Here is an 11,661-nt window from a genome sequence, read left to right as displayed (position 1 = left end):
GCTAACGTTTTGGGGATTACAACGACTGCAACGGGTCGGGAGCAGATATTCCGTTATCGGTCGGAAAACGGACATTTAGCCCCACATATGGACTGGCATTCTCTCTTATAGCACGGCCATTCCAACACGCCGCTCTTGGCTCACAAGCGGGGGCCGCCTTTGGGAGCGGTCGTGCGTAAGTTCTGGTCAGGGCAAGCCAAGCGTATGGGTCTGTTGGGCAAACTGATAGGGCACCTCCTCGCATACGTCCTGTTCAGGAGCGGCAAAAGCTGTCAGCGTCTTGGCCAAACTCGTGCAACGAGGATGCTGAGATGACTGTCGAACTCTTCGCCCATCCGTTCTCGTCATACTGTCAAAAGGCGCTCATCGCCTTTTACGAGAACGATGTTCCGTTCCGTTACCGGATGCTGGAAGACCCCGGCGTCGGCGAGACGCTCGCATCGCTGTGGCCGATGAAAAAATTTCCGATCCTGCGCGATAAAGGGCGTGTGGTGTTGGAAGCCTCTATCGTGATCGAGTATCTGCAGATCCATTATCCGGGGCCTGTGAAGCTGATCTCCGATGATCCCGATCTGGCGCTTCAGGTGCGGATGCTCGACCGTTTCTTCGACAACTATGTGATGACGCCTCAGGGCAAGTTCGTGGCCGATGCCTTGCGACCGGCCGAAAGCCGCGATCCGCATGGTGTGGAGGAAGCCCGCAAGATGCTGGACACCAGCTATGCGTGGCTGGACCAGCACATGCAGGGCCGCACATGGGCGGCGGGCGAGACTTTCAGCCTCGCAGACTGTGCCGCCGCACCGTCGCTGTTCTATGCCGACTGGACCCACCCTATTTCCGAGACATACGGCAACCTGCAGGCCTATCGGGCGCGACTTTTACAGCGGCCATCCTTTGCACGGGCCGTGGATGAAGCCAGACGCTTTCGCCATTATTTCCCGCTGGGCGCGCCCGACCGCGACTAGGAGCGGTTACGATGCATGATAGCCCAGCCATGGCTCCAGAAACTCGAAAGTGCTGTCCATGGCAAAGGTCGAGCTGACCGGCAGGGAGATGTGGCCGTACTTTAGCGATATCTGGCGTTCGGCGGCTTGTTCGCTGCCACGTTCGACCGCGGCGATATAGAGGGCGGAGGCCAGTCCGCTGCGGTCCGATCCGGCCTTGCAGTGGATCAAGACCGGCTTTTCGGCCGCGTCCAGCACACGGACAAGGGCTTCGGCGTCTTCGCGGGACAGTTCCCTGTTGGCGGACATGCGGAAATTGACGTGGGTTATGCCCAGACGTTCCGACGCGGCAACCTCTTCATCATACCATTTGGAACCGTCGCTCTGGCCGCGCAGGTTGATGATGGTCTTAATGCCATAGGCCGCCTGATAGCGATCCAGATCGTCGCCCCTTGGCTGGGCCGAGCGATAGGCTTTGCCGTCAACAACTGGATGGAAATTGCCACTGATCTGCAAGCCTTGCAGATAGCCCAGAGTGAGGAGCGTCGCGGCGGCGGTGACGCTTATGGCCATTATGGCGGCGACCTTGCGAGACTTCATAGGCGGCTCTGAACCACAATCGAACGCTTACCGGAAACTCTTATGGTTCGGAGTGGCAGCGTCAATCGCGATAATGGGGATGCGCTGCCTACTCCGCCAGCATTTTGAGCGTCTTTTTGAGGACGCGTTCGGCGGGCAGGTCCATCATGTGCTGGATGTGCTGGTTCAGGCGCGGGTCGAGCTCGCGGTATTCGTCCAGCGTGCGTGGGCCGCGCACGGCGATGCCGGTCCACGGGCGGCGTTTCTTGTCGTCGGACGGACCAAAGACACCGACGGCGGGCACATTGGCGGCTACGGCCAACTGGGTCCAGACGCTGTCACCGCCGACGAACAGGGTAGCGTGGCGCAGGGCGGCCGCCGTTTGCAGACGGGTCAGCTTGCCCTGAAGCTCGATCACGCGATCACGGCTGACGGCAAAGCGGATGGTGTGGGCCGCATCGCGGTCGGCTTCTTCGCCGACAATCATCAGACGCCCGCCCGCCAGGGGTCCGGTCGGGCCCAAAAGCGCACCGGCCAGTTTGGAATAGCGTTCGGCGGGCCAGCGCTTGCCGATCCAGTCCACGCCCGGACCGATCGCCAGAATGGGAACATCCAGCGCCGCAGGCGGGATGAAGCTGTCGGCAATGGCCATGGTTTCGGGCGAGAAGAACAGGTGCGGGGCTGGAATTTCATCCAGTTGCATGGCGCGGGCGGCTTCTTCGACCCAGTGCACGCCCGGCACAGGCGCAGGGCGCACGGCGCGGCGCTGGCGCCGCAGCTTGCCCGAAAGGTTCGAGCCGCGCTGGTCCACCACCAGACCCCAGTTGGTATCGCGCACCTGGTTCCACAGGGAAATCCAGTCCCAGCGCCCGTCCTTGTCCAGAACAATCAGACGGCGCAGGCGCGGCAAGTCGGCAAACAACGGCGCAGACGCCGCCGATCCGACCACCGTAAAGTCCGCATGCGGGATCATTTCCACCAGATGCGCCAGCACACCCGAGGACAGAACTGCCTCTTCGGGATCGGCCTCGGCGATATAAAGGATAGGGAAACGCCCGCTCATATTCCCTGTCTAACGGGATTCTCTCTGGGTTTCTCTGCCTGCCTGCTGAAATAAACGTTATCGGGACATGCCGTCGATCATTGCCAAAGCTTCACTTGCTGACGCGGAGTGACGCTCTAGCCTGAAAGCCCTGACGGGGGGCCGGAGGGTAAAATGAGCTGGCGAAACAAAAACGCACTTCTGGTGGCGGGGGCGGTTGGTCTTGGCCTGTTGTGGACGACCTTTAGCGGGCCGGTCTTGAGGCCGCATCTGACGGGTATCCAGACGCCCTATCTGGCATCGTTGCTGGTCAATCTTTCAGACCTTGTGGTGATGACCGCCCTGATCTTGCTGGCAGCCCGCAAGGGGCCGGTGGCGTTGTGGAAGCTGGCGGGCCTGTCGGCATCGCCGGTTCGGCCTGTGATCTGGGCGGCGATCATTCTGGTGCCCGCCGCGGTGGCGGCGGCCCTGATGGCCCCTGTGGCACCCGATCTTTCGGCCAATACGGTGTTGTGGCAGGGCGCGGTTTTCCCGCTCATCGAAGAAGTGGTCTATCGCGGACTGGCGGTCGGGGCGCTGGTGATGCTGGCGCACTGGCGCTGGTGGGTGGCGTGTCTGGCCCCTGCCCTGATGTTCGGCATTGTGCATATGGCGCAGGGCCAGAACCCGATGGATGCCGCAGGGATTGTGGCCATCACGGCGCTGGGCGGGCTGTTGTTCGGGTGGCTGTTCGTGCGCTGGCGCTTCAATCTGTGGCCGCCGGTGCTGCTGCATATGGGGCTGAACAGCCTATGGATCGTGTTTGCGCTGGGGGAGACAGCGCTGGGTGGCTGGCTGGGGAACGGTTTGCGTCTGGCCGTTGTGGTGGCCGCCATTGTGCTGACATGGAAAATGATGCCGAAGAAGATGGCCCCGCCCCGCATTGCAGAAGCTTAACTTGGGCTGAAATCAGAGCGCTGTTATTGCCCGCCGCATTCAACGGTAACTCGACATACGGGCTTTACATGCGCTCTGCTTTTCTTGCTTTCACGGCCTTTTTTGCACTGGCCGCCACGGGTGTCACAGCGCAGGAATACCATCCGGCCTTTCAGCCCGGTCAGTTCAAGGGCCCGCCCGCAGGCCGCGTGAACGAGGTCATGGTTTTGGGCACGCCGCACCTGTCGGGCTTCCCTGATACCTTCCGCGCCGAGCAACTGGATCCGCTGCTGGAGCGTCTGGCGCGATGGCAGCCCACGGCCATTTCGGTCGAAAACCTGTCGGGCCTGCAATGCGACACCATGCGCCGTATGCCGACCCGCTATGCCAACGCGGTGCGCGGTTACTGCTCTGACACCACCGCCGCACAGGCCGCGTCAGGGCTGGATGTGCCGGCTGCCAATGTCGAGATGGAGCGCATGCTGGCCGAATGGCCGCAAGACCCGAGCGCAGCCCAGCGCCGCAAGCTGGCCCTGACCTTCCTCGCCGCCGGTGAAGCGCCTTCGGCGATCGTGCAATGGCTGCGCCTGAACGAGAACGAGCGTGTGGCTCAGGATGGTCTGACCGAGGAACTGGTCGCGGCCCTGAACACGCGCATGGTCCAGAAGAACGAGACGGAACTGCTGGCCGCAAAGCTGGCGGCGCGTCTAGGACTGGAGCGTCTGTGGGCCGTCGATGACCATACGGCCTCGTGGCATATTCCCGCTGGCGAAGCGCGCGCCTATGGTGCCAATCTGCGCGGCGTCTGGGATAATCCGGTCGCCAATGCCAGCAAGCAAGCCCACGAAATCCTGTTTGCCCGCGTGGACCAGCCGGACGGCATTATGGACATCTACCGCGACGCCAACACGCCGGAATCGGCTCTGGGCGCCTATCAGGCCGATTTCGGTCCCAACCATGTCGAGCCTTCGGAACAGGGCTATGGCCGCCGCTATCTGAGCTATTGGGAAACCCGCAACCTGCGCATGGTCGGCCATATCCGCGAAGTTCTGGGCCGCGAGCCCGGCACACGAATGCTGACCTTGGTGGGGGCCTCGCACAAAGGCTATTACGAGGCCTATCTGGACCAAATGCACGACGTCCATGTGGTCAGCACGGACACCGTCCTGCGCTGACACAATCAAACGCCGTAAGGAAGGTTGATCTTACGGCGATTTAACGCCCCTTCGTACGCCCCGTCTTCTAACGTGGTGACCTAATATTGACGGGGGTGTCGTGATGAAGTCTGTGGTGATGATCCACACCATAGCCAGTGTATTGGCGCTGGCTATGGTGTCCGGCAATGCCTTGGCACAAACCCCGCAAGAAGCCGCCGCCAGCCACTGGCGCGCAATGGCCGAAACGGATGGCGACTTTGCCCTGCAACTGATCGAGGACAATCACCCTGGCGCGGTGGTTGCCGTGGGCGATACGGACTTTCGCAACCAGTTAGCCACCGCCAGACGCCACTTTGCAGAACGCTTGCCACTGGTGGAAAGCTTTGAGGGTTACAGCGCCCTGATGGCGGGCATGGCGGCGGACTTTCGTGACGGCCATATCTGGTCACGCGCGACGACACAGCCAGGCAATGTCGGCTGGACCGGTATTATCCTGACCCGCCGAAACGGAACATGGATGGTCGGCAGTCAGGCGGCCACCGCCGGATATCCAGATCTGGCGGGTGCCCGACTGGAAAGCTGTGACGGTGAAGCCGCCGAAAGCTGGGCCACCAACCGCATCGACCTGTTCCGCGCCGATGCCGGTATCGAAGCACAACGGGCCAGTCATGCCAGCTGGCTGTTGCTGGACCAAAAGAACCCCTTCCTGAAGCGTCCCGAGACATGCGACTTCACATCCCCAGACGGACAGCGCCATACCATCACCCTGCGCTGGAAACGCGATAGTCCCGAGGTGGTCGGCCGCGCCATCGAAGCCACCGAGACCCGCGCCGATATCGGGCTGTCTGTCGAACAGACGGGCGAAGGCTACTGGATCAATCTGGGCACGCTGGGCAATGGCGCGGCCGCACTGGCCACAGAGGTCGAGAACCGTGCCGAGGCCATGCGGGCCGCGCCGTGGGTGGTCATTGACCTGCGCGGGAATGGCGGCGGCAATTCCACCTTGTCGGATCGCATTATTAAGGCACTGGTCGGGGATGAACGGGTTGCCGCCACACGTTCGGTACCGACCTGTAGCGGGGATTTTTTCCGTGCCTCGTCGGACAATGTCTCTGCCTTGCGCGAATGGCAGGGGCGTATCCGCACCGACCGTGGCGAAGAGGGTGCGCGCGAATGGAGCGAAATGGTCGATAATATCGAACATGCCAGACAGGAAGGTCAGGACTTCTGGCCTGCCTTGCCCGTCTGCGCCCAAGAGGAAGGGCAAGCCCGTGCCGTTACGCAAACAGCGCCGGATAAACTGCCCGCTTCACTGATGAAAGGGCGTCTGGTGGCGGTGACAGATCGCGCGTGTTTCAGTTCCTGCCTGATGGCCATCGATCGTTTGCGGCGCGTCGGAGCAGAGCATGTAGGCGAGGCCACAAATGTCTCGACCCGCTATATGGAGGTGCGAACGGTCACCCTGCCGTCGGGTCTGCGCAACTTCTCTACCCTGATGAAGCTGGCACTGGGGGCCGGTGATTTCGGTCCCTATGTGCCGCAACGTGTTTTCGACGGTACCATGAGCGACACCCCCGCTGTCAGAGCATGGGTTATCGACGATGTCATCGGCACACCACAGTAGGCACTGGCTGTCGGTTTAGGGCTCTACAGCGGGGATAAGGGGCGCTAAGGGCTGGGCGTCCTCCCCGACACAGCCTTCGAAAACATCACCGATATGACCGCGCCCGTGACTGCCAGCCCTTTTGATGCCCACATCTCTGCTGTGACCGACGCCGGTTGGGACGGATGGGGCCGCTGGAAAGAGGACGTGCCGTTCGAGCAGCATGCCGGTCCGTTCTATATCCGCCGCCACGAGGACGGTGACCTGATCGGCGGCTTTATCCCGCAGGATCATAACTGTCGTCATGGCGGCACGGTGCATGGCGGGTCACTGCTGACCTTTGCCGATTATTCGCTGTTTGTGATCGCCGCAGAGGCCTTGAAAGGTCAGGACGGCGTGACGGTATCGCTGAACAGCGAGTTCCTCAGCCCCGCCCTGCCCCACCAGCGCCTGATCTCGCGCGGCAAGGTGACCAAGGCGGGCAAACGCATGATCTTCGTGCAAGGCCAGATCGAACAGGAAGGCCGCCCCGTGCTGGCCTTCTCGGGTATTATCGCGGTGATGCAGCCTAAAATTTAACGGCTAACTATAGCGTTCGCCTATGAGCGTTCACCGCCTCTGTCCAAGCTTCCAAGATGGGAATGAGCGCAACCAAACTCAACTCATTTCCATCGAGAATGAGTGCCAAAAGATTGGAGCATGTGTAATCATCCCAATCTACATATTGCTCTAAATTATCTCGGGTTTTCGCCGACCCGCCTTTTAAAGAACCACCGCAAGATACTGTTTGATACCATTCTTCCTCGTGCTTCCAGTAGTTAGCGCCCTGCCATATCGCATGTGCAAAAGTGCCGTAGTAATTAAGTTTTTCCCCCAAACTCAATGCGACATCGGGCTTTATGCCTTCGGTAAAATAGACCGTTTGAATGTATCGCTGAGCGGCAACAAAGCCACTTCCGATGAGGTATTCGCCACGATCAAATAGCCCCTCACTTTCCGGATCTGTGCTCTGACTGATAGCCTGATTGATGGAGTCTAGCGCCGTGTCCAATAAAGTCAGATGAGCTTTCAGGCTAGCGAGTTCCCCAATCGCCAAAATATTCAAAATAGCCCCCACATGGCCCAGAACTATGCTTAGTGGCGACTAAACTGACCTAATTCCGAAAAATCACAATGTCCCTACCCCTGCTTCCTGACCGCGATTGCGGTGGCTGTGTCGAGTGCTGCCGTTATATCCCGCTGGACCTGCCGGAACTGGCCAAGCCGACGGGGCAGTTGTGTAATTACTGCGTGGATGGATCGGGCTGTGCGGTGCATGCGATCCGGCCCCAGACCTGCCGTGTGTGGTTCTGTCTGTGGCGGGCGGTAGAGTTGTCAGAGGATTGGCGGCCCGACCATAGCGGCGTGATCGTACGCCCCGATGGCATCGAGCGCGGCGAGATCACCCTTTATGTGGTGCGCCCTAGCGAGTTTCTGGCCAGCGAGGACTTCTTTGTCACCGTGGCGCAATGGATTGCCGAGGACATCCAGATCGCCCTGTCGGTGCCGGGTCCGGAAGGTTTCTATCCGGTGCGATCCATCGTTACCGACTGGCTGCGCCCTGCTATCGAGGAAGGCGACATGGCCGATTTTGTCGAACGGTTGCTGGCCGCGCTGGACAAGCTTGCAGAGGGCCCATTCGAACCCGATGGCGTGACCGCACGATATGCGGTGGCATAAACGGTCAAGCCTTCCTATCTGAACGCCATGTCCATCGCCCGTTTGCACAGCCGCGCCGTTATCCGCATCGAAGGCCCCGATGCCCGTCACTTCCTGCACAATCTGCTGACGCAGAATGTCGAGACGATTGGGGATGGCGAGTTGCGCTTCGGGGTGCTGCTGACACCGCAAGGGCGGCTGATGGTGGATGTGATGGTGTGGGCGCGCAACGACGCCCTGTGGCTGGATGTGCCGGTGGCGGCGCGTGAGGCGCTGGTCCAGCGACTGTCCATGTACAAGCTGCGTCTGAATGTGACGATCAGCGCCACGGACGATGCTGTGTTTGTGGCATGGGGCGAGCAGCCGGAAGGTTTTGTTGCCGATCCCCGCCTTGAAAGTCTGGGCTATCGCGCCATCGGTTTTGCCGGCGAAACCACGGCATCGGAAGACGACTGGCACGCGCACCGCATGAGCATGGGCGTGGCCGAGGCGGCGCTGGATACGCCGCAGGACAAGACCTATCCCATCGAGGCCAATTTCGACCTGATGAACGGCATCGACTTCCACAAGGGGTGCTTCATCGGTCAGGAAACCACATCGCGCATGAAACGCCGTGGCACGATCAAGAACCGCATCCTGCCCTTCACCTTTGAAGGCGAAGCGCCCGCGATTGGCACCGAGGTTCTGAACGGCGAGCGCCGTGCAGGCGAGGTGACGGGTGTGCTGGGCCAGCAGGGTATGGCCCTGATGCGGCTGGACCGCATGGATGGCGAACTGAAGGTGGATGGCCGTGTGGTGGTTGTACGCCATCCCGACTGGGTGCCTGCGTTCGAGGGCTAAGGCCTCTGCTTCGTCATTCCCCGACTTGATCAGGGAACCAAGCGGCACCGCAGGTGATCTTTACGGCATCCGCATTACCCCGCCCCATTGGCTGCTATGCGCCGCGCTTCGGGTCGCGCTATCGCGCGCCGCTGGGTCCACCGATCTGCGCCGCTATGCGGCTTGTCGGAGGATGACGGAATGATAGGAAACATTACAAATTGGAAAGCTCGCTTATCGCGTTGTAAATGACGCTTGACATAAACTCGCCCATGCGAGTAAAGCTTACTTGTCAACAAGACAGGGAGGCTTGTCATGAACATCGAAACCAAAACCGCCGCCGCTAAAAACCACATGGATGCCCTGACGGTCGGGCTTTGCACCCTGACCGTGGTGGGGGCCAGCGCCACCGCCGCCATGCCTTTCTGGCCCCAGCAAATGGGTCACGCGCCGTCGGTCGGCGTCGTTGTTCTGGCCGCCGGTCTGGCCGTTTTCCTTGCCCTGAACACCTATTACTGGTGGCGCGATCTGGATGAGGCCGCGCGCGAAGCCCACAAGTGGGCGTGGTGGTGGGGCGGCAATATCGGCTTTATCGTCGGGGCCGCAGGTTTCCTCGGGGCCGCTCTGGCCGGTGTTGATCTGCTGCCTGCCCGCATCCCCCACACGGATGTCGCCCTGATCGCCGCCGGTTTCATCGCTGCCTTTGCGGCACAGGCCATCGGTTACGGCATCGCATGGTGCGGATGGTGGATCGCCCGCCAATGACCAGCGAGTTTACCAACCGTCTCAAAGTTTTTCGCGCCGAGCGCAACTGGACCCAGACCGATCTGGCCGACCAGTTGGGCGTCAGCCGCCAAACCATCCAGGCACTGGAAAAGGGTCGCTATGACCCGTCCCTGCCCCTCGCCTTTCGTATCTCGCGTCTGCTGAACCAACCGATCGAAGCCATCTTCGTCGCCTGAATCTTGAAACCTGAATTCCAAATCCTGAAAGGACTATCCTCATGTTTAAAATCGCAACCAACGCCGTTCACATCGTCTCCAGCCTGGGCATGGGCCTGTCCGGTGGTTTGCTGATCGGCCTGATGGCCAAGGTACTGCTGGGCTAAGCCCGCCCCCCCCACAGCTCAAGACTTCGGCCCCTTAGGCCACCCCTTCGCTGCGCATCTCGCGGCCCCTCAACATCCCTTCAAAATACGGAAAATATGCAATGACCCTCGCCAACCGCATGGGCCAATCGGCCAACTGTGTCTCGCGTTTCGCCTTCGGCATGCTGGGTGCCCTCGCCGTCAGCACCGCCATCCTGATCGCCCCGTCGGCCAAGGCCGAAGAGGTCGCCGCCCCCGCTCCGATAGCGCGCGCTGAAGGCTCAGGCCCGCCGCTATGGGTGCTGCGCGATGCGGACTCGACCGTCTATCTGTACGGCACCATCCACGTGTTGCGCCCCGGCACGGCATGGGGTTCGGCCAAGGTGGATGCCGCCTTTGACAGCGCATCGGAAATCTGGGTCGAGATCGCCAATCAGGACGACCAGTCCGCCGTCATGCCGGTGATCCAGCAACTGGGCATGGACCAGTCACGTCCTCTGTCCACCGTCCTGAGCGCCGCAGACTTTGCCGCGTTTGACGCGCTGGCCAAGGCCAACGGGGCCAGCGGCGCGGCACTGGATGCCTATCGTCCGTGGATGGCGGCCTTTGCGGTGTCGATGAACGGGCCGTTGCAGGCCGGATACCGCCCCGATGCCGGTGTGGACAAGACGCTGATGGACCGCGCCCGTGCCTCCGGCAAGACCCTGCGCGGGTTTGAAACCATCGACCTTCAACTGCGCCTGATCGCCGGCATGAGCGAGGAAGGTCAGGTCGCCTATCTGAACCACTATGTCCGTAATGCCGACGGCATCGTTGATAATCTGGATCAGACGGTCGCCGCATGGATCAAGGGTGATGCGGCCGAGGTCGGTCGCCTGACACGTCTAAACACCGGCGATGTCCATGCCGATGTGCACAACGCCGCTCTGATCGTGCGCAATACGAACTGGGTTCAGCAGATCGAGGAAATGATGACTGGTTCCGGCACCGCCTTTATCGCCGTAGGGGCCGCGCACCTGATGGACAATGACAATGTGATCGACATGCTGAAGGCCAAGGGCTTTACGGTCGAGCGCCTGTAAGGATCCGTTACGAAACCAACAAAAGGCCCGCTGTAAACAGCGGGTCTTTTTACTTGCCTGATCAGAACATTTGAGCAACATCTTCACATGACCGAATCCGAAAAAGCCGAAGGCCGTTGCGGCTGGTGCGGCACAACAGATGCCCTGTATGTCGCCTATCACGACACCGAATGGGGCGTGCCTGAATATGACGCCCGCGCCCTGTGGGAAAAGCTGGTGTTGGACGGGATGCAGGCGGGGCTGGCCTGGATCACCATCTTGCGCAAACGCGACGGTATCCGCGATGCTTTTGACGGGTTCGATCCCGACAAGATCGCCGCCTATACGGATGCGGACATCGAGCGCCTGCTGGGCGATGCCCGCATTATCCGCTCGCGCGCCAAGATCGTCGCCACCATCGAGAGCGCCCGCCTGTTCATCCAGATGCGCGACAGCGGCGAGGATTTCAGCGCGTGGATCTGGTCCTTCGTCGGTGGCTCACCGCTCCAGAACCAATGGGCCCATTTCCGCGAGGCACCTACCCAGACCGAACAAAGTCAGGCCCTGTCCAAAGCCTTGAAGAAACGCGGCTTCAAATTCGTCGGGCCAGTGATTGTTTACGCCTTCATGCAGGCCGTCGGCATGGTGAACGATCACCAGACGACCTGTTTCCGGCACAAGGAAACCGGCGGGGCTTGAGCATCCCGCTGAGATCCGGTGCCCGCTGAATGGATTGGCTGCTTTCGATCCAAAGAC

The 11,661-nt window shown here is 60.8% G+C and carries 14 protein-coding genes; 11 read left to right on the top strand and 3 right to left on the bottom strand.

The genetic code is table 11. The features are described from left to right. The first annotated feature begins 311 nt into the window (after positions 1-311). Complete coding sequence (locus tag RSB01_RS01790; RefSeq protein ID WP_332590221.1) at positions 312-965, top strand: glutathione S-transferase family protein; 654 nt, start codon at positions 312-314, stop codon at positions 963-965. A gap of 6 nt (positions 966-971) precedes the next feature. On the opposite strand, the gene RSB01_RS01785 is transcribed toward RSB01_RS01790, so the two are convergent. Further along, on the bottom strand, positions 972-1,544 hold the full coding sequence (locus tag RSB01_RS01785; protein ID WP_332590220.1) for a dual specificity protein phosphatase family protein: 573 nt from the start codon (positions 1,542-1,544) through the stop codon (positions 972-974). Positions 1,545-1,632: 88 nt separating this feature from the next. Further along, a complete protein-coding gene (locus tag RSB01_RS01780) occupies positions 1,633-2,586 on the bottom strand; it encodes a glycosyltransferase family 9 protein (RefSeq protein ID WP_332590219.1) in 954 nt (317 codons plus the stop codon). A gap of 153 nt (positions 2,587-2,739) precedes the next feature. On the opposite strand from RSB01_RS01780, the gene RSB01_RS01775 reads away from it, so the two are divergent. The 4 genes from RSB01_RS01775 (at position 2,740) to RSB01_RS01760 (ending at position 6,819) form a co-directional block, all read left to right on the top strand. Further along, the gene (locus tag RSB01_RS01775) at positions 2,740-3,501 is read left to right on the top strand and encodes a CPBP family intramembrane glutamic endopeptidase (RefSeq protein ID WP_332619540.1); all 762 of its coding nucleotides are present in this window, start codon (positions 2,740-2,742) and stop codon (positions 3,499-3,501) included. A gap of 68 nt (positions 3,502-3,569) precedes the next feature. After that, positions 3,570-4,655, top strand: a complete 1,086-nt coding sequence (locus RSB01_RS01770; protein WP_332591669.1) for a DUF5694 domain-containing protein — start codon at positions 3,570-3,572, stop codon at positions 4,653-4,655. Positions 4,656-4,758: 103 nt separating this feature from the next. Then, positions 4,759-6,261 carry a S41 family peptidase gene (locus RSB01_RS01765; RefSeq protein ID WP_332591670.1) on the top strand — a complete coding sequence of 501 codons (1,503 nt, stop codon included), beginning with the start codon at positions 4,759-4,761 and terminating at the stop codon, positions 6,259-6,261. A gap of 105 nt (positions 6,262-6,366) precedes the next feature. Next, positions 6,367-6,819 (top strand): PaaI family thioesterase, encoded by a 453-nt coding sequence (locus tag RSB01_RS01760; protein ID WP_332591671.1) that lies wholly within the window; start codon positions 6,367-6,369, stop codon positions 6,817-6,819. Between the two features lie 7 nt (positions 6,820-6,826). On the opposite strand, the gene RSB01_RS01755 is transcribed toward RSB01_RS01760, so the two are convergent. Beyond that, complete coding sequence (locus tag RSB01_RS01755; RefSeq protein ID WP_332591672.1) at positions 6,827-7,345, bottom strand: hypothetical protein; 519 nt, start codon at positions 7,343-7,345, stop codon at positions 6,827-6,829. 68 nt (positions 7,346-7,413) lie between these two features. Between RSB01_RS01755 and RSB01_RS01750 the strand changes: the two genes are divergently transcribed. From RSB01_RS01750 to RSB01_RS01725, 6 genes are all read left to right on the top strand, one after another. Beyond that, on the top strand, positions 7,414-7,959 hold the full coding sequence (locus RSB01_RS01750; RefSeq protein WP_332591673.1) for a hypothetical protein: 546 nt from the start codon (positions 7,414-7,416) through the stop codon (positions 7,957-7,959). Positions 7,960-7,986: 27 nt separating this feature from the next. Further along, positions 7,987-8,778 carry a folate-binding protein gene (locus RSB01_RS01745; protein ID WP_332619541.1) on the top strand — a complete coding sequence of 264 codons (792 nt, stop codon included), beginning with the start codon at positions 7,987-7,989 and terminating at the stop codon, positions 8,776-8,778. 294 nt (positions 8,779-9,072) lie between these two features. Beyond that, positions 9,073-9,522 carry a hypothetical protein gene (locus tag RSB01_RS01740; protein WP_332591610.1) on the top strand — a complete coding sequence of 150 codons (450 nt, stop codon included), beginning with the start codon at positions 9,073-9,075 and terminating at the stop codon, positions 9,520-9,522. Then, positions 9,519-9,719 carry a helix-turn-helix transcriptional regulator gene (locus tag RSB01_RS01735; RefSeq protein ID WP_332591611.1) on the top strand — a complete coding sequence of 67 codons (201 nt, stop codon included), beginning with the start codon at positions 9,519-9,521 and terminating at the stop codon, positions 9,717-9,719. Before RSB01_RS01740 ends, RSB01_RS01735 begins: the two co-directional genes overlap by 4 nt. A 247-nt stretch (positions 9,720-9,966) precedes the next feature. Further along, positions 9,967-10,926: a TraB/GumN family protein gene (locus tag RSB01_RS01730; RefSeq protein ID WP_332591612.1), complete on the top strand. Its 960-nt coding sequence runs from the start codon at positions 9,967-9,969 to the stop codon at positions 10,924-10,926. A gap of 87 nt (positions 10,927-11,013) precedes the next feature. Then, positions 11,014-11,604, top strand: coding sequence for a DNA-3-methyladenine glycosylase I (locus tag RSB01_RS01725; RefSeq protein WP_332591613.1), 591 nt, complete (start codon positions 11,014-11,016; stop codon positions 11,602-11,604). Positions 11,605-11,661: the final 57 nt, after the last annotated feature.

The organism is Brevundimonas sp., assembly GCF_036659295.1.
Lineage (GTDB): Bacteria > Pseudomonadota > Alphaproteobacteria > Caulobacterales > Caulobacteraceae > Brevundimonas.
The sequence above is the reverse complement of the archived record's forward strand: the minus strand, read 5'-3'. Positions and strand labels throughout refer to the sequence as shown.

Excerpts from the sequence above, each read along its gene's own strand:
- RSB01_RS01745 (WP_332619541.1), top strand. The coding sequence starts at position 7,987 with ATGTCCATCGCCCGTTTGCACAGCCGCGCCGTTATCCGCATCGAAGGC.
- RSB01_RS01740 (WP_332591610.1), top strand. The coding sequence starts at position 9,073 with ATGAACATCGAAACCAAAACCGCCGCCGCTAAAAACCACATGGATGCC.
- RSB01_RS01730 (WP_332591612.1), top strand. The coding sequence starts at position 9,967 with ATGACCCTCGCCAACCGCATGGGCCAATCGGCCAACTGTGTCTCGCGT.
- RSB01_RS01725 (WP_332591613.1), top strand. The coding sequence starts at position 11,014 with ATGACCGAATCCGAAAAAGCCGAAGGCCGTTGCGGCTGGTGCGGCACA.
- RSB01_RS01750 (WP_332591673.1), top strand. The coding sequence starts at position 7,414 with ATGTCCCTACCCCTGCTTCCTGACCGCGATTGCGGTGGCTGTGTCGAG.
- RSB01_RS01770 (WP_332591669.1), top strand. The coding sequence starts at position 3,570 with ATGCGCTCTGCTTTTCTTGCTTTCACGGCCTTTTTTGCACTGGCCGCC.
- RSB01_RS01785 (WP_332590220.1), bottom strand. The coding sequence starts at position 1,544 with ATGAAGTCTCGCAAGGTCGCCGCCATAATGGCCATAAGCGTCACCGCC.
- RSB01_RS01780 (WP_332590219.1), bottom strand. The coding sequence starts at position 2,586 with ATGAGCGGGCGTTTCCCTATCCTTTATATCGCCGAGGCCGATCCCGAA.
- RSB01_RS01790 (WP_332590221.1), top strand. The coding sequence starts at position 312 with ATGACTGTCGAACTCTTCGCCCATCCGTTCTCGTCATACTGTCAAAAG.
- RSB01_RS01735 (WP_332591611.1), top strand. The coding sequence starts at position 9,519 with ATGACCAGCGAGTTTACCAACCGTCTCAAAGTTTTTCGCGCCGAGCGC.
- RSB01_RS01775 (WP_332619540.1), top strand. The coding sequence starts at position 2,740 with ATGAGCTGGCGAAACAAAAACGCACTTCTGGTGGCGGGGGCGGTTGGT.
- RSB01_RS01765 (WP_332591670.1), top strand. The coding sequence starts at position 4,759 with ATGAAGTCTGTGGTGATGATCCACACCATAGCCAGTGTATTGGCGCTG.